General features: G+C 77.5%; 13 protein-coding genes. 7 read left to right on the top strand and 6 right to left on the bottom strand.

What is annotated here, in order from left to right:
• Positions 1–51 precede the first annotated feature (51 nt).
• A complete protein-coding gene (locus ACYQBY_RS16840) occupies positions 52–2808 on the top strand; it encodes a helix-turn-helix transcriptional regulator (protein ID WP_459645014.1) in 2757 nt (918 codons plus the stop codon).
• A 23-nt stretch (positions 2809–2831) separates the two neighbouring features.
• On the opposite strand, the gene ACYQBY_RS16835 is transcribed toward ACYQBY_RS16840, so the two are convergent.
• The gene (locus tag ACYQBY_RS16835; RefSeq protein WP_459645013.1) at positions 2832–4472 is read right to left on the bottom strand and encodes an AAA family ATPase; all 1641 of its coding nucleotides are present in this window, start codon (positions 4470–4472) and stop codon (positions 2832–2834) included.
• 212 nt (positions 4473–4684) lie between these two features.
• Between ACYQBY_RS16835 and ACYQBY_RS16830 the strand changes: the two genes are divergently transcribed.
• On the top strand, positions 4685–5554 hold the full coding sequence (locus tag ACYQBY_RS16830; RefSeq protein ID WP_459645012.1) for an NAD(P)H-binding protein: 870 nt from the start codon (positions 4685–4687) through the stop codon (positions 5552–5554).
• Positions 5555–5573: 19 nt separating this feature from the next.
• Here the strand turns inward: ACYQBY_RS16830 and ACYQBY_RS16825 are convergent, their stop codons facing one another.
• The 4 genes from ACYQBY_RS16825 to ACYQBY_RS16810 form a co-directional block, all read right to left on the bottom strand.
• Positions 5574–6950 carry a multicopper oxidase family protein gene (locus ACYQBY_RS16825; protein ID WP_459645011.1) on the bottom strand — a complete coding sequence of 459 codons (1377 nt, stop codon included), beginning with the start codon at positions 6948–6950 and terminating at the stop codon, positions 5574–5576.
• Positions 6943–7830, bottom strand: a complete 888-nt coding sequence (locus ACYQBY_RS16820) for a cupredoxin domain-containing protein (RefSeq protein WP_459645010.1) — start codon at positions 7828–7830, stop codon at positions 6943–6945. The genes ACYQBY_RS16825 and ACYQBY_RS16820 overlap by 8 nt, the downstream gene beginning before the upstream one ends.
• 85 nt (positions 7831–7915) lie before the next feature.
• Positions 7916–8485 carry a TetR/AcrR family transcriptional regulator gene (locus ACYQBY_RS16815; RefSeq protein ID WP_459645009.1) on the bottom strand — a complete coding sequence of 190 codons (570 nt, stop codon included), beginning with the start codon at positions 8483–8485 and terminating at the stop codon, positions 7916–7918.
• 68 nt (positions 8486–8553) lie between these two features.
• On the bottom strand, positions 8554–10881 hold the full coding sequence (locus ACYQBY_RS16810) for a GMC oxidoreductase (protein WP_459645008.1): 2328 nt from the start codon (positions 10879–10881) through the stop codon (positions 8554–8556).
• A 217-nt stretch (positions 10882–11098) separates the two neighbouring features.
• Between ACYQBY_RS16810 and ACYQBY_RS16805 the strand changes: the two genes are divergently transcribed.
• The 5 genes from ACYQBY_RS16805 to ACYQBY_RS16785 all read left to right on the top strand — a co-directional run bounded on the left by ACYQBY_RS16805 (position 11099) and on the right by ACYQBY_RS16785 (position 16291).
• Positions 11099–12175, top strand: coding sequence for a medium chain dehydrogenase/reductase family protein (locus tag ACYQBY_RS16805; RefSeq protein ID WP_459645007.1), 1077 nt, complete (start codon positions 11099–11101; stop codon positions 12173–12175).
• Entirely contained in the window at positions 12172–12765 is a 594-nt protein-coding gene (locus ACYQBY_RS16800; RefSeq protein ID WP_459645006.1) for a DedA family protein, read from the top strand. The genes ACYQBY_RS16805 and ACYQBY_RS16800 overlap by 4 nt, the downstream gene beginning before the upstream one ends.
• A gap of 81 nt (positions 12766–12846) precedes the next feature.
• Positions 12847–14070: a glycosyltransferase gene (locus tag ACYQBY_RS16795; protein ID WP_459645005.1), complete on the top strand. Its 1224-nt coding sequence runs from the start codon at positions 12847–12849 to the stop codon at positions 14068–14070.
• Positions 14071–14432: 362 nt separating this feature from the next.
• The gene (locus tag ACYQBY_RS16790) at positions 14433–15032 is read left to right on the top strand and encodes a hypothetical protein (RefSeq protein ID WP_459645004.1); all 600 of its coding nucleotides are present in this window, start codon (positions 14433–14435) and stop codon (positions 15030–15032) included.
• The gene (locus ACYQBY_RS16785; protein ID WP_459645003.1) at positions 15020–16291 is read left to right on the top strand and encodes a glycosyltransferase; all 1272 of its coding nucleotides are present in this window, start codon (positions 15020–15022) and stop codon (positions 16289–16291) included. The genes ACYQBY_RS16790 and ACYQBY_RS16785 overlap by 13 nt, the downstream gene beginning before the upstream one ends.
• Positions 16292–16330: 39 nt before the next feature.
• Here ACYQBY_RS16785 and ACYQBY_RS16780 read toward each other — a convergent pair whose 3' ends face one another.
• The gene (locus tag ACYQBY_RS16780; protein WP_459645002.1) at positions 16331–16903 is read right to left on the bottom strand and encodes a TetR/AcrR family transcriptional regulator; all 573 of its coding nucleotides are present in this window, start codon (positions 16901–16903) and stop codon (positions 16331–16333) included.
• Between the last annotated feature and the right edge of the window lie 24 nt (positions 16904–16927).

The raw sequence follows: 16927 nt of genomic DNA, 5'->3' as shown, positions 1-16927 counted from the left end.
CATGAGTCGGATGACTGCGCTGTCGCAGGCACCTCTGTCACCATGCGGTCCATGACCGACGTGGACGTCGCGGCGGAGGCGGTGCTCGGGCGGCGTGCGGAGCTGACCCGGCTCGCGGCCATGCTGGACCGGGTCACTACGTCAGGTGACGCAATCATCATCCTCGGTGAGGCCGGGGTCGGCAAGAGCACTCTCGTCGCCGCCCTCGCGGACATCGCGCGCGCTCGCGGGTTCCGCGTCCTGACGTGTGCCGGGGTGCAGGGCGAGACCGGCGCGGGGTTCGCGGGCCTGCACGAGCTGGTGGCCGAGGCCCTGCCGCACCTGCCGGCCCTGCCGCCGCGGCAGGCCGCGGCGCTGCGCAGCGTCCTCGGGCTCGGCGGGGACGACCCCGCCGACCGGCTCCTCGTCTCCCTGGCCGTCCTCGGGCTCCTGGAGGAGCTCGCCGGTGAGCGGCCCGTCCTGCTCGTCGTGGAGGACGCGCACTGGCTGGACGCCGCGAGCGTGCAGCACCTGGGCTTCGCCGCCCGCCGCCTCGCCGCCACCCCCGTGCTGATGGTCGCGACCTGCCGCACCGGGGAGGACCAGCCGTTCCGGCGTTTCGGCCTGCCGGAGACGACCCTGGGCGGGCTCGACGAGGACTCCGCCCGCCGGCTGCTGGACCGCGGCGGTGCGCGGCTGCCCGCCCCCGTGCGCGAGCGGGTGCTGGCCGAGGCCGCGGGCAACCCGCTGGCCCTGCTGGAGCTGCCGCGGGCGCTGCCCGCAGCGCAGGCCGGCGCCCCGCTGCCCGTGCGGCTGCCGCAGACCGAGGTGCTGGAGCGGACCTTCGCCGCCCGCGCCGGCGACCTGCCCGCAGCCTGCCGCCGCCTCCTGCTGGCCGCGGCGGCCAGCGACGACGGGCACCCGGCCGAGCTGGACGCCGTCGCGGCCGCGTACGGCGGTGACCTCGGCGACCTGGACCCCGCGGTGACCGCCGGGCTGGTCCGCGTCGGCGGGCGGGTGGAGTTCCGCCACCCCCTGGTCCGCTCGGCCGTCTACGGCGCCGCGACCCTCGCCGAGCGCCGCGAGGCACACCTGGCGCTGGCCGGGGCGCTGGCCGGGGACGCCGACCGGGCGGCCTGGCACCGCGCCGCGGCGGCCCTCGGGGCGGACGAGGACGTGGCGGCCGGGCTGGAGGCCGCGGCCGGTCGCCGGTTCGCGCGCGGGGCGTTCAGCGCCGCGGCGGACGCGGCCGCGCGGGCGGCGGAGCTGAGCCCCGCAGAGCCCGACCGGGCCCGGCGCCTGGCCCTGGCGGCGGAGGCCGCCCGGGTCGCGGGGCGCACCACCTGGGCGGGCGCGCTGGCCGACGAGGCCTGGGGCATCGCCGGGGAACCGGCCGTGCTGGTCGAGCTGGCCACCACCTGCGCCCTGCTGCGGGTGCTCGCCGGGGTGCCCAGCCGCGGCAGCGCCGCGCACCTGCTGACGGTCTCCCGGTCGCTGCCGGCCGAGCAGGCCGCGCACCTGCTCGTCGCGGCGGCGTCCTCCCTGCTGCACGCCGAGCGGCTGCCGGCCGACGTCGTCGCCGACATGGAGCAGGAGCTGCTCGCGCTGGACCTGCCCCCGGACTCGCCGCGGCGGGTCCTCGCGCTCGCCGTCCTGGCGCCCGCACGGCACGCGCGGGCGCTGGTGCCGGCGCTGTGCACGGTGGCCCAGCCGGTGCTGCAGGCCCTGGGGGCCCCCGGCCTGCCGGCCGTGCAGCACCGCGCCCTGGCCAGCTTCACCCTGGGGATCGCCTCGGCTGCGGAGGCGCTGCGCGACCTGCCCCTGGCCCGGCGTGCCTGCGCGGCCGCGGCGGACGCCTACGAGCGCAGCGGAGCCGCCACGGACCTGTCCACCGCCCTGCCCGGCCTGGCCCGCGGGCACCTCGCCGCCGGGGACCTCCGGCAGGCGCTCGCCTGCGCCGAGCACGCCGCCCGCCTGGGCCGCGACGTCGGGGTGAGCGGCCTGGAGGGCATCGGCCTGGCCACCAGCGCGCGCGTGCACGCCTGGCGGGGGGACACCGCGGCGGGGACCGCGGCGCTCGCCCGCGCCCGCGAGCTCACCGACTCCCTCCCCCGGTTCCTCACCGGGGCGGAGATCGGGTGGGCGTCCGGCCTGGCGGCCCTGTCCGAGGGCAGGTACCAGGACGCCCGGGCGGCGCTGGGCGTCGCGCGGGGGCACACGTTCACCGTCTCCTGGTCGGCCGCGGACCTGGTGGAGGCGACCGTGCGGAGCGGGGAGCCGGCCGAGGCCGGGGAGCTGCTGGCCGCGGTGGAGGAGGAGGCCGCGTCCTTCGGCTCCGCCCGGCTGGACGCCCTGCTGGCACGGGCCCGCGCCCTGGTCGCCACCGACGCCGACGCGCAGGAGCACTTCGAGCGCTCCCTGGCGGGGCCGGGCGCGCGGGAGTGGCCGCTGGAGCACGCCCGCACCCGCCTGGTGTACGGGGAGTGGCTGCGCCGCCGCCGCCGCGCCACCGACGCCCGCGAGCAGCTGCACGAGGCGCTGGCCGCGTTCGAGGCCGCGGGGGCGGGTGCCTGGGCGGACCGCGCCCGCACCGAGCTGCGCGCCTCCGGCGTGTCCGTGCGGCGGACGGGGGACGCACCGGGCGTGGCGCTGACCGAGCAGGAGCGGCAGATCGCCGACCTCGCGGCGCAGGGCCTGAGCAACAAGGACATCGCCGACCGGCTGTTCCTCTCGCACCGCACGGTCGGTGCCCACCTGTACCGGCTCTTCCCCAAGCTGGGGATCACCAGCCGCGCGGAGCTGCGCGACGCCCTGGGACGCGCCGGCTGACGGGCGGGCCCGCACCCCTCCGCTCACCCCTCCGCCACGGGCAGCCCCAGCCACCGCTCGACGGGCTCGGTGCGCCAGTCGTGGGCGAAGAGGGAGAACGCGCGGGCGCCCACCGCGGTCACCGCCAGCGGCCCGAACCGCCACCGCGTCAGCAGCGGGCTCCACAGGTCCCCGTCCGCGACGACGACCACCCAGCACGCCAGCCGGGCGTCGCGGAACACCTCCGCCATGCTGCGCCGCTGCACGAGGTCGAGCACCGGCGAGGGGAGCTGGTACGTCTCCGGGTGGACCTGGAAACGGGTGATGCCGAGCCGCTCGCCGGGGCCCAGGGCCGCGCCCAGGTTCTCCCACGCCGCCGCCACCACCGGGTCCGCGGCCAGGTCCTCGGCCGTGGGGGCCTCCAGGTGCAGCAGGGCCGTGAACGCCACCGGCTCCTCGGCGCCGTGCCGGCGGAACACCCGGAAGCCCTGCGGGTGGCGGCCGAGCCAGTAGCGGGCGACGTCCGCGGAAGCCGGGCCCTCGGCGGCCTCCGCCAGCCGCAGCACCGCCGCGTGGTCCGCCGCCAGCAGCGGATCGTCCCGCAGGTCCGCGTGCTCCTCCCAGGAGTGGAAGTCGGACGTGCGCCCCTCGGCCCGGTGCAGGAAGAGGACCTCGGCGGCGCGCCGCGGCGCGTCCTCCGGTGCCGCGCTCCGCACCCGCTCCAGGGCGGCCACCCCGAGCCGCGCCCGCACCGCCTCGTGCGTCTGCCGGTCCCGCCAGCGCAGGTCCGCGGCCAGCGCCTCCCGCACGGCGTGGTGGGGGACGATCCCGTGCCCGTCGGCCTCGACGTACGGCTGGCTGCGCAGCCACGCGAACAGCTCGGCGGCACCCTCCCGCGGCAGGGCGCTGCGCAGCAGGTCCTCGGTGGTGACCCAGGCCTGCGCCGCCACCTCCAGGGCGTGGCGGTGCGCGGCGGTGGGCACCTCGCCCACCAGCTTCGACAGCAGCGCCTGCCGCACCGGTGGCGGCGGGGCCCACAGCGCGCCGCCGTCCCCGCCGGTGCCGGCGAGCGCCGCGGTGAGCGCGAGCGCGAGGGGGCTGCCGCCGCTGAACCCGGTGAGCGCCGCCCGGCGGCCGGGCTCGACGCCCAGCAGCTCCAGCAGCTCCTCCGCCTCCGCCGGGGCGAGCGGGCCGAGCGGGACCACGCGCAGCACGTCCCGCCAGGCCGGGTCGACCAGCCAGTCCGCGGCGGGTGGGTGCCGGCCGGCGACGGCGACGAGGGTCCCGGGGGCCAGGTGCGCGAGCAGGTGCCGGCGCAGCCACCCCTCCAGCGGCGGCGCGTGCTCCAGGGAGTCCACCAGCAGCACCGTGCCGGGGCCGGCCAGGAGGGGGAGGCAGCGGCCGGCGGGCGCCCCGCTGCAGGCCCCGGCGGCCGCGGCGTCGACCTCCACGACGGCGCGGCCCAGGAACCGCGCCGCCGCGGCGAGCTGGCCCAGCAGGGTCGTCTTGCCGATGCCGCCGGGGCCGTGCACGTACAGGACGGTGGGAAGCGCCCGCCGCTGGTGCAGGGCGTCGACGAGGAGCAGGAACTCCTCCTCCCGCCCGACGAAGGTGCGGGTGCGGGCCTGCTGGAGGCGCCGCTGCAGGGGGCCGTCCCCGTGGCGCGCTCCCCGGGTGCTCGTCACGCGGTCCTCCGGGCGCTCGTCGTCTGGTCCCACGGTGGCGCGCGGCGGGGCCGGGCGGCAGGTGCCGCGGCTGCCCGGTCCTGTCCGCCCCTGCCCGCCGGGGGGCGCGGCGAGCACCCGCGGTCATGCGTGAGCACCCCGGTGGGCTGTCCGGGGGGAGCGGCGGCGGGCACGGTGGGACGCGCACCGCGTCAGCACCACCGGGAGGAACCGTGACCACCTACGCCGTCACCGCAGCCGGCGGACGCCTCGGACGTCTCGTCGTCGACGCCCTGCTCGAGCGGGGGGTGGATCCCGGCGACGTCGTCGCGGTGGTGCGCTACCCGGCGCGGGCCGGTGCCCTCGCGGCGCTGGGCGTGCAGGTCCGGGAGGGGGACTACCGCCTGCCCGCCTTCCTGCGCGACGCCCTGGCGGGTGTCGACCGGCTGCTGCTGGTGTGCAGCCCCGACCCGTGGCAGCGCGTGGCGCACCACGCCAACGTCATCCGGGCGGCGCGGGCGGTGGGGGTCGGCGGGATCGCGTACACGTCGCTGCTGCACGCGCCGAGCAGCCCGCTGCCGGCGGCGGCGGAGCACCGCGTCACCGAGCGGCTGCTGCGCACGTCCGGCATCCCGTCCACGGTGCTGCGCACCGGCTGGTGCACCGAGGAGTACACCGACCGGCTGCCGGAGTTCGTGGCGGCGCGGGAGGTCGTCGCGGCCGTCGGTGCCGCCAGGGTCGCGCCCGCCGCGCGGGCCGACCTCGCCGGGGCCGCCGCGGCGGTCCTGGTGCAGGACGCTCACGCGGGGGCGGTGTACGAGCTGGCCGGTGCGCCGTTCACGTACGCGGCGCTCGCGCGGGCGGTCGGCGCCCTGACCGGTGTGCCGGTGCGCTACCGGGCGGTGAGCACCGCCGGGCTCGTCGCGCACCTGGTCCGCGGCGGCGTGGACGAGCACACCGCGCGTGCGCGGGCGGCGGCCGAGCAGGCCGTCGCGGCAGGAGCGCTGGACACCGACCGCACGGACCTGGCCGACCTGCTGGGCAGGCCCGCCACCACGCTCGCGGAGGTCCTGCGCGCCGCCGCGCCGGCCCTGGCCGCCTGAGCTCCCGGCCCGTCCCCGCTCACGCGGTGACCTCGAGCACGCCCATCATGCCGAGGTCCTCGTGGGAGGCGATGTGGCAGTGGTACACCGTGCGCCCCGGTGCCCCGCGGAAGGGCACGGCGAGGCGGACCGCGGAGCGCGCGGGGACGTTGACGGTGTCCCGCCACGCCCGGTACGGCTCCGGCACCCCGTCGCGGTCGAGCACCTGCACGGGGTAGCTGTGCAGGTGGAAGGGGTGGTCGGTGCCGTGGGCGTTGACGACCTCCCACACCTCCAGGGTGCCGAGGCGGGCGGTGAGGTCGGCGTGCCCGGCGTGGGCGGCGTGCACGTCGAAGGCGCGCCCGTCGACGGTGTAGCCGCCCCGGCCGTCGGCGTCCAGCACGATCCGGCGGGTGCGCGCGGCGCCCGCCGGGTCGAGCCGCTCCACGGGCCGCAGCGCGGCCGGCAGGGGCACCGGGCGCAGGCCCGCGGGGACGTCGAGGACCGCGAGGGTGCGCTCGGCGCCGCGCTCCCCGCCGGGGCCGTAGACGGAGTACGGCAGGGCCCGCACGCCGAGCAGGCCCTGCTCGGTGGTCTCCACGAGCACCTCGGCGCGCTCACCGGGCGCGAGCAGCACCTCGCGCAGCCGCACGGGCCGCTCGACGAGCCCGGCGTCGGTGGCGACGAGGTGCACGGGGACGCGGTCGCGCCCGCGCGTCACGCCGACCAGGAGGTGGTCGCCGGCGGTGGCGTTGAGCAGCCGCAGCCGCACCCGGCCGGCGCGGGCGGTGATGCGGGGGTGCAGGGCGCCGTTGACCCGGACGTCGGCCCCGGCGCGGGTGAGGGCGAGGAGCCGGTCGTCGGCCTCCCGCAGCCCGGGCAGCTCGTCGAGGGGGCCGGTGACGACGACGGGCCCGGCGAGGCCGGCGAGGATCTGCCGCTCGACGTCGCCGTGGGCGTGGGGGTGGTACCAGTAGGTGCCCGCGCTGCCGGGGGTGAGCTCGAACTCGCGCACATCGGAGCCGCCGGGGCCGAGGTGGGCCAGGGGGGCGTCCTGGGCGGGGGTGAGGGGCAGGCCGTGCAGGTGGAGGGTGCTGTCGACGCCGGTGCCGTTGTGGAAGGCGAGCCGCACCTTCTCGCCCTCGCGGAACCTGAGCAGCGGGCCGGGGCTGGAGCCGTCGTACGCCAGGCCGGTGGCGGTGGCGGCGGCGGTGAGCTCGCCGCCGAGGACGCCGCCGGGGTGGCGCACCAGGGGCAGGACGGGCGGCTCGGGCAGCGGCGGGCCGTCGGTGGGCAGGCCGGGCAGCAGGCTCGTGGCGCCCCACCACCCCAGGGCGCCGGTGGCGGCCAGGCCCACCCCGCCGGTCAGGAACGACCGGCGGGAGGGCAGGGCGCGGGCAGCGGCGTGCTCAGCCATGGGAGTGGCCCGGGGCGTGCGCCGCGGCGACGGCGGTGGCGGGTGCGGTGGCCGGTGCGGTGGCCGGTGCGGTGGCCGGTGCGGTGCCGGTCCCGGTGACCACGAGGCGTCCCTCCATGCCGTCCTCGCGGTGGTCGCTCACGGAGCAGTGGAAGACGTACTCCCCGGGGGGTGCGTCGAGGACGACGACGCGCTCGCGGCCGCTGGGCACCTCCACGTCGAGGCCGAGCTCCTCGATCGCGAAGCTGTGGCTGTCGTCGGTGGGGTTGGTGAACCGGAAGGCGACGGGGCCGGTGTCGCCGGCGCGCAGCTGGGCGGCCTCGAAGCGGTAGTTCTGCATCGAGACGGTGGGCAGGGCCTGGATCTGGGCGCCGGTGAGGGTTCCGGTGTCCTCGCCCTGCGGGGAGAGCACCACGAGGCCGAGGCCCGTGGCGGCGGCGACGGCGAGCCCGGTGGTGGACAGCAGCGCCGCACCGGGGGAGCCCTGCCAGGCGCGGCGGCGCGAGGCGGTGAGCAGGACGACGGAGGAGGTCACGGCGACGCCGGCGGTGAGCAGCTGGAGCGCGGCCAGGGCGAAGGGTGCGGGGGAGCCGGGGCGCACGAGGTCGAAGGACAGCTCGACCACCCGCAGGCCGAGGAGGACGGCGGTGGCGGCGAGCGCGAGGAGCGGGGCCCAGCGCCTGCGGGTGTGCACGGCCGCCGCGGCGGCGAGGGGGAGGACGGAGGCGGCGGCCATGCCGGGGTTGGGCTGGCCGGCGAGCAGGAGGTACGCGGCGAGGTTCTCCGCGGCGAGGGCCACCAGGGCGACGGTGGCCAGGCGGGTGGCGGCGGGGGCGCCGCCGATCGTGGCGGCGGGGGCGGGGCGGGTGGTGGTGCTCACGGGAGTCTCCTCGAATCATCGTTATTGACTGGACAGTCACTTGGTGGGGCCGGAAGAAGGCCGCCCGTGGCGGCCGGTGGGGGGGTCAGGCTGCGCGCAGGTGCCGCATCCCGGCGGTGAGGGTGCGGGCCCAGGAGGTGTCGAGGCCGTCCAGACCGGCGGTGACGATGAGGTGGCACAGCTGCCCGTAGGCGACGAAGCGCTGCACGGCGCCCTCGTCGGCCCCGGAGGCCTCCCGGGCGGCGGTGACCAGGCCGGCCAGGCCCCGCCGCACGGCCTCGCGGACCTCGGGCACGTCCGAGGCGCTCTGGGCGTGCACCTGGAACATCAGCAGGTCCCCGTCGGCGATGAGCTCGGCGTAGGCGTCCGCCATGGCGGCGAGCCGCTGCTCGGGGAAGCCGCCCGGTGCGCGCCGCGCCCCCTCGGTGACGGCCCCGGCGATGATCGCGTAGCAGTGGTCGACGGCGGCGACGAAGAGGGCGAGCTTGCCGGGGAAGAGCCGGAAGACGTAGGCGGGGGAGATCCCGGCGTCGGTGGCGACGTCGGTGACCGGGGTGGCGTGGTAGCCGGTGCGGGCGAAGACCCGCACGGCGCTGGCGACGACCCGGGCGCGCTGCGCCTCTGCGGTCGATCTGGAGGAGGGCTGCGGTGTCATGTGACTGAGTGAACACTAACAAGGCCGGGCGGTCAATGCCGGATCCCGGCGGCCCGGCGGAGGGTGCCTCAGCGCCCCGGCAGCAGCAGGGCGCCGGCGCACTCGCGCAGGAAGAACCCGGCGAAGCGCCCGAGGGTGCCCGCGCCACCGCGGACCGCCCCCTGCGGCGCGGTCGGGCGCATGGTGCCGAGCATCCGCCCCACCTCCCACGCCGACAGCGACATCGTCCCCGTCGGGACGGCCTCCTCGTAGGCCTCCCCGGTCGGCGCCAGGCCCACGTGCAGGCGGGTCGTCGCCCGCCACGGCCCGGAGCCGCGCCGGCGCCACACGTCCTTGCGCCCCTGCAGCGACCACTCCCGCCCCTCGTCGTCGGGGAAGCGCAGCAGGTAGCGCATGGTCCTCGCCCGGCCCGTGCCCGTCGGGGCCAGCAGGTGCAGGGTCCCCTCCGCGCGCGCCGGCGAGGCGGTGAGACCCGCCACGTGCACCGCACCCTCCAGCCGGGCGGCGTGGACGGGGTCGGCCAGGAAGATCCGCAGGTCCTCGACGGTGACCCGCAGGCGGAACTCCACCGCCCGCGGGGTGGGCGCGGTGTCCTCCCCGCGGGGGACGACGTGCCCGCGCATCCGCTCGCGGAAGGCCACCCCGCCGCCCGGCGCCGGGCGTGCCGCCGGGCGTGCGGCGACCGCCCGCACGGCCACGTCCTCCGGCGGGCGCACGTGCCGGGTCCGGGCGTGCTCGGGTGCCCGCCACGCGGGGTCCCCCGTCAGCTCCCGCACCGCGCGCTCGATGCAGCGCTCGGCGACCGCGGCGATCGTCATCGACGGGTTCGCGCCCGTGGCGCCGGGCAGCACCGCGCCGTCGAGCACGTACAGGCCCGGGTGGCCGTGCACCTGCCCGCCGGCGTCGGTGACCCCGGTGGCCGGGTCGTCGGACATCCGGCAGCCGCCGAGGTTGTGCACCGTGAGGGGCTGGCGGAACAGCCGCCACGTCGGGCTGGTACCGGGCGTGCCGCCCAGCTCCCGCACGACGTCCGCACACGCCACCTGTTCCGCGGCGTACAGGGGGTCGTTGCGGGTGACGTCCCAGCGCACCCGGAGCCGGTGCCTGCGCCCGGTGAGCTCGATCCGGCCGTCGGCGCGGTCCCGGCCCATCACCAGCAGCACGGCGGTGTGCGCGCGGTCCTCGTCCAGGAGGGCCCCGAGCCCCCGCGTCTCCCGCAGCAGCCCCTGCAGCCCCGCGCCCACCCGCTCCGCGACCCGGGCGGGCAGGCGGGAGACGTGCAGCGCGCGCACCAGGCGCGCCAGGTGCTCGGAGTAGCCGCCCTCCTCCAGCACGAACCACTGGTCGCGGCCGACGCCCTGCGCGCGCAGGACGGCGGCGGTGGTGATCGTCGGCCCGGCGGACGGCTCGACCGGATCGCGCGTGCCGTGCCCCAGGCCCAGGAAGTCGCCGTTGCCGGAGTAGCCCAGGCCCAGCGCGGCGGGCAGGTCCGGCAGCGTCCGGTACTGGTCGCGGCTGCGCAGCAGCAGTTCCGTGCTGCCCAGCGCCCCGGCGCACACGAACACCGAGCGCGCCTCGACGTCCCGCTCGACGCCCTCGCGGCTGCGCCGGCCGTCGGCGCCGCGGCCCGTCTCGCGCAGGCGCACGCGGTAGCCGTCGGCGGTGCGGGTGAGGTGCACGGCCCGGGTCAGGGTGCCCACGTCCGCGCCGGCGTCCTCCGCGGCGGCGAGGTAGTTCAGGTCCAGGGTGTTCTTCGAACCGGTGTTGCAGCCGATGTCGCACTGCCCGCAGAAGGAGCAGCCGGTCTGGGTGCGGCCGAAGGCGTTGACCACGGGGGTGCCCGGGTCGCCGAACGTCACCGCGAGGTTGGGGCGGAAGAACCCGTCGGCGTGCCCGAGGCGCTCGGCGGCGAGCCTGGCCGCGCGGGTCTTGGGCGGCAGCTCCCCGGTGCGCGGGTCCGCGGGGACGGGGGAGAGGCCCAGCATCGTGGCCACGAGGTCGTAGTAGGGGTCGAGGGCCTCGCGGGTGTACCCCGCGGGCCAGGCGGCGTCGAAGACGGGCGCCGGGGGGCGCATCGCCACGTTGGCGTAGACGAGGGAGCCGCCCCCGTAGCCGGCGGCGCACACGGCGAGGATGTCCTCGAGCGGGCGGGCCTCGTAGAGGCCGTGGTCGCAGAGCCACAGCCAGCCGTCGTCGAGCCGGGACAGGTCCCGGGGGAAGTCGCCGGGGCGCCAGCGGCGGCCGCGCTCGACGACGCCCACGTCGACGCCGGCCTGGGCGAGGCGGCAGGCGGCCACGGCCCCGCCGAAGCCGGTGCCGATGACCAGGGCCTCGTAGCGGTCCCGTCCCAGGCGCGTGTCGCGCCCGCTGCCGTCGTGCCCGCTGCCGTCGTGCATCGCTCCGCCCTCCGCCGGATGCGCGCACCCTACGGCTGCGACGGAGGGTGGGGGGAGGGATGTCGTCGGTCGCGAGGAGCGGGTGGGGGATTGACGCGACCCACTTGTGACTGTGTAATCACATACATCCGGGCCGCAGGGTGCGGGCGACCGCACCTTGCGGCCCCCCTCCGCTCCCGGCCGATGACTGACCAAACACTCACCAAGGAGCGCGACCATGAGCGGCACCCTCGCCACCACCTCCCGGACCACCACCACCGAGGCCACCGAGATCGTCCTGCCCGGCGTCGTCGCCCCCGACGGGCTGCAGGTCAGGCGCACCCGCCTGCCCGCACCCGCCCCCGGGCAGGTCCTCGTCGCCGTCGAGGCCAGCGGCGTGTCCTTCGCCGAGCAGCAGATGCGGCGCGGGAAGTACTTCGACCAGCCGCCCTTCCCCTTCGTCCCCGGCTACGACCTCGTCGGCACCGTCACCGCCGTCGGCCCGGGGGTGCACCGCGGCCTCACCGGCCGGCGCGTCGCCGCCCTCACCAAGACCGGCGCCTGGTCCAGCGCCGTCCTCCTCGACGCCGACGACCTCGTGCCCGTCCCCGACGGCCTCGACCCCGCCGAGGCCGAGACCGTCGTGGTCAACGGCATCACCGCCCGCCAGATGCTCCACCGCACCGCCCGCGTCCGGGCCGGGCAGACCGTCCTCGTCCTCGGCGCCAACGGCGGGGTCGGCTCCACCCTCGTCCAGCTCGCCCGCGCCGCCGGGGCCCGCGTCATCGGCACCGCCTCCCCGCGCCACCACGACACCCTGCGCGCCCTCGGCGCCGAACCCGTCGACTACGCCGACCCCGACGTCCCCGCCCGCGTCCGCGAGCTCGCCCCCGAGGGCGTCGACGCCGTCTTCGACCACGTCGGCGGCCCCGGCATCGTCGCCTCCTGGAAGCTGCTGCGCCGCGGCGGCACCCTCGTCGCCTACGGCACCGCCTCCACCCGCGACCAGGCCGGCAACGCCATGCTGCCCGTGCTGAAGCTCTTCGGCCGGCTGCTGCTGTGGAACGCCCTGCCCAACGGCAGGCGCGCGCACTTCTACAACATCTGGGCCGGGAAGAAGAACGCCGCCACGTTCCGCGCCCGCCTCGCCGAGGACCTCGGCAGGGTGTTCGCCCTCCTCGCCGACGGCACCCTGAAGCCCCAGGTCGCCGCGCGGATCCCCCTGTCGCAGGCCGGGCGCGCCCTGGAGCTCGCGGAGTCGAGGACCGTCGCCGGCAAGGTCGTCCTGGTGCCCGACCCCGCCCCGGCGTCGTGATCACCGAGGTCGTGTGGGGGTGGGCCCTCGCCGCACCGCACCTGCTGCTGTTCCCGCTGGTGCTGGTCGAGGGGCCGCTCGCCACGGTCCTGGCCGGCTCGCTCGTGACCGCCGGCGCGATCGCCCTGCCGTGGGCGGCGGTGCTCACCCTCGTCGCGGACCTCACCTCCGACTCCGCGTTCTTCGCCCTGGGCCGCTTCGGGCGGCAGGGCCGGGCGCGCGAGCTCCTCCTGCGGCTCGGGCTCACGGAGACCCGCCGCCGGGAGGTGGAGGCCCGCGTCGGGCACAACCTGCCCGGCGTCCTGCTCGGCGCGAAGGTCGTCGACGTCGCCGCGGTCCCCGTGATGATCACCGCGGGGCTCTCCGGGACCGGGTACCTGCGCTTCCTCGCCTGGAACGTCCTGTTCACCGTCCCCAAGGTCGGCCTGCTGCTCGCCCTCGGCGCCCTCTTCGGCTCCCAGGTCGCGCGCAACCTCAACCCCACCGCCGTCGGCCTGCTCGCCGCGGCCGGGGTCGGCGCCTACCTGCTCGCCCGGACCACCCTCTCCCGCCGCACCCGGCAGCGCACACCCGCCGGCGCCACCTCCTGAGGACCCCGCACCACCGCACCCCCGCAGCACCCCCGCACCACCGAACCCGACCCGCCACCGAACCCGACCCGAGGAGCTCCCGTGCGCATCCTGATCGCCGCCGACACCTACTTCCCCGACGTCAACGGGGCCTCCTACTTCGCCCAGCGCTTCGCCGCGGGTCTGCTCGCCCGCGGGCACGAGGTGCACGTGGTGGCACCGGCCCGCGGCGCCCGCTCCACCCGCACCGTGCGCGACGGCCTGACCGAGCACCGGGTCCGCTCGCTGCCGGTCCCCGGCCACCCGGGTTTCCGCTTCTCGCCGCCGGGCGCCCGCCGCTCCCTGCGCAGGCTGCTGCGACGGGTCCGCCCCGACGTCGTGCACGTCCAGGGCCACTTCACCCTGGGGCGCACCACGCTGCGGGTCGCCCGCGACCTCGGTGTGCCCACCGTGGCGACGAACCACTTCATGCCCGACAACCTCGTGCACTACCTCGGCCTGCCCGGCCCCGTGGAGCGCGCGGTGGAGGCGGTGGCGTGGCGGGACTTCGCGCGGGTGTTCAACTCCGCGGACGTCGTCACCACGCCGACGACGTTCGCCACCGACCTCGCCCGCGCCAAGGGGGTCGGCGGCCGGGTCCACACCATCTCCAACGGCATGGACTTCTCCCGGTTCTCCCCGGCCGTCTCCGGTGCGGAGTTCCGCGCCCGGCTCGGCATGGACGACCGGCCGACCATCACCTTCGTCGGGCGCCTGGACGCGGAGAAGAACGTCGACCAGCTCGTGCGGGCCCTGCCCCTGGTGCGCCGCAGCGTCGACGCCCAGCTCCTCGTCGTGGGCACCGGCCACGAGCGGGAGAACCTCGCCCGCCTCGCCGCGGACAGCGGCGCGGGGGAGCACGTCACCTTCGCCGGTTTCGTCTCCGACGAGAACCTGCCCGCCGCCTACGCCGCCTCCGACGTGGCCGTGAACCCCGGCACCGCCGAGCTGCAGAGCATCGTCACCCTGGAGGCCATGGCCACCGGCAAGCCGGTCGTGGGGGCGAACGCCCGGGCGCTGCCGCTGCTCGTCCACGACGGCGTCAACGGCCACCTGTTCGAGCCCGGCGACGTCACCGGCCTCGCCGGGGCCCTCACCCGCATCCTCACCGACGACGCGCTGCGGCGGCGGATGGGCGCGGAGAGCCTGCGCATCGTCTCCGACCACGACATCGACACCACGCTGGCGGCGTTCGAAGCCCGCTACGCGGCCCTGACCGGCGCCGTGCGCGTCCCCGCCCCCCGCGGCCCGCTCGGCGCGAGGACCGCCGAGGAGGTGGCGGCGTGACCGGGGTCGTCGGCCGGCGCGGGACCTGCGGCGACCGGGTCGCCGGAGCCGTGGCGCTGCGCCGCCGCGACGCCTGAACCGGCCCGTCGGGGCCCCGGCCCGCGGGCCCGGCCCCGGGTTCCCCCTGTCCCGGAGCGGGGGGAACCCGGGGCCGGCTCAGGTTCGCCTCAGGGTGTTCACCGATGGTTCCCGGCGCCGTCGCGCAACCAGGATCGAGGACATGAGAGGAATACCGCGGAGCGCGCGTGCACCCTCCAGCCGGACGCCGTCGTCCACGGCCGCGGTGCCGTCGCGGGAGCGCGACGGCAGGCGGGAGCCCACCACGGCCGACCGTACGAACGCACCGGCCCTGGAGGGGAAGGATGCTCGCTGAAGCGCTGTGGCAGTGGGTGCAGGGCGCACCCCACCTGGTCCTGTTCCCCCTCGTCCTCGTCGAGGGCCCCCTGGCGACCGTGCTGGCCGGATCCCTCGTCGCCGCGGGCTCGATCGCGCTGCCCTCGGCCGCGCTGATCGCCCTGGTCGCCGACCTCACGGCCGACACCGGGTTCTTCCTCCTCGGCCGGCTGGGCCGCGCGGGCCGGGGCCGCCGGTTCCTGGAGCGCCTCGGGCTCACCGACGCCCGCGCCGCACACCTGGAGGCCCGGCTCACCGGGAACCTGCCCGGTGTCCTCGCCGCCGCCAAGGTCGTCGACATCGCCGCCGTCCCCGCGCTGCTCGCAGCGGGGATGTCCGGGATCCGCTACTCCCGGTTCATCGCGTGGAACGCCCTGTTGACCGCCCCGAAGGTGGCCGTGCTGCTCACCCTCGGCGCCGTGTTCGGCAGCCAGGCGGCGCGCCACCTCGACGCCGGAACCGTGCTCGCGCTCGCCGCCGCCGGTGCCGCCACCTACCTCGTCGTCAAGAACCTGCTGGGCCGCAGGGCACCCGCAGCCGCCGGAGGGAACCACCCATGCGCATCCTGATCGCCGCCGACACCTACTTCCCCGACGTCAACGGGGCCTCCTACTTCGCCCAGCGCTTCGCCGCCGGCCTCGTGGCCCGCGGGCACGAGGTGCACGTGGTCGCGCCCTCCCGGGACCGCCGCCACCACACCCTGGTGCGCGACGGCGTGACGGAGCACCGGGTCCGCTCGCTGCCGGTCCCCGGCCACCCGGGTTTTCGGGGAACCCCGCCCGGCATCCGCCGGTACCTGGCCCGCGAGGTCGCCCGCGTCCGCCCCGACGTCGTGCACGTCCAGGGCCACTTCACCCTGGGGCGCACCACGCTGCGGGTGGCGCGCGCCCTGGGTGTGCCCACCGTGGCGACGAACCACTTCATGCCCGACAACCTCGTGCACTACCTGCACCTGCCGCGTCCGCTGGAGCGCGCGGTGGAGGCGGTGGCGTGGCGGGACTTCGCGCGGGTGTTCAACACCGCGGACGTCGTCACCGCCCCCACGCCGTTCGCCGCCGCCCTCGCGCAGGAGAAGGGGGTCCGCGCCGCGGTGCTGCCCATCTCCTGCGGCATGGACTTCTCCCGGTTCAGCCCCGCGAACCCCGGTGCCGGGTTCCGGCGCAGGCTGGGCCTGGGGGACCGGCTCACCATCACGTTCGTCGGGCGCCTGGACCTGGAGAAGAACGTCGACCAGCTCGTGCGGGCCCTGCCCCTGGTGCGCCGCAGCGTCGACGCCCAGCTCCTCGTGGTCGGGACCGGCCGCGAGCGGGAGAACCTCGTGCGCCTCGCGGAGCGGACAGGCGTGGGGGAGCACGTCACCTTCGCCGGTTTCGTGGCCGACGAGGACCTGCCCGCCGCCTACGCCGCCTCCGACGTGTGCGTGAACCCCGGTGTCGCGGAGCTGCAGAGCATCGTCACCCTGGAGGCCATGGCCTCGGGCAAGCCGGTGTTCGGGGCGAACGCCCGGGCGCTGCCGCTGCTCGTCCACGACGGCGTCAACGGCCACCTGTTCGAGCCCGGCGACGTGGCGGGCCTGGCGGAGCGGCTGGTGCGCGTCCTCACCGACGACGCGCTGCGGCAGCGGATGGGTGCGGAGAGCCTGCGGATCGTCGCCGCCCACGACGCCGGCGCCACCCTCGACGCCTTCGAGGAGCGGTACGCGCGGCTGGTGCCGGCGGCCGTGCGCACCGCGGTGCCCGCGGTCCTGCCGGGGCCGCGCCGGCCGCGGCGCTCCGCCCTCGCCTCCCCCGCCGGGACGGGCGGGACCCGCGTGGACCAGCCCGCCTGACGCGGCGGCACCCGGCGGGGGCCTCGGCGCGGCGGGGTCTCAGCGCGCCGGGGTGCTCAGGTGCCGCATCCCGGCGGTGAGGGTCTGCGCCCAGGAGGCGTCGAGGCCGTCGAGCTCGGCGGTGACGATGAGGTGGCACAGCTGCCCGTAGGCGACGAAGCGCTGCACGGCTGCGGGCTCGGCCAGGGACCGGTCGCCGACCGCGGCCACGACGGAGGACAGGCCCCGGCGCAGCGCGTCCCGCACCTCGGGGATGTCCCCGGCGCTCTGCGCGTGGACCTGCAGCATCAGCAGGTCCCGGTCGGCGATGAGCTCGGCGTAGGCGTCGCCCATGGCCTCCAGCCGCTCCTGGGCCGAGCCGTCCGGTGCCCGCTCGGCCCCGGCGGCCAGCGCCTCCACGACCCGCTCGAAGCAGTGGTCGACGGCGGCGACGAAGAGGGCGAGCTTGCCGGGGAAGAGCCGGAAGACGTAGGCGGGGGAGATCCCGGCGTCCGCGGCGACGTCGGTGACCGGGGTGGCGTGGTAGCCGGTGCGGGCGAAGACCCGCACGGCGCTGGCGACGACCCGGGCGCGCTGCGCCTCCGCGGTCGAGCGGGACGACGTCGTCGGCATGTGAGTGATTGGATACTCAAGACT

Source organism: Kineococcus anabasis (genome assembly GCF_054590795.1).
Note: the sequence above shows the minus strand (reverse complement) of the source record. Positions and strands in the feature narration are given on the sequence as shown.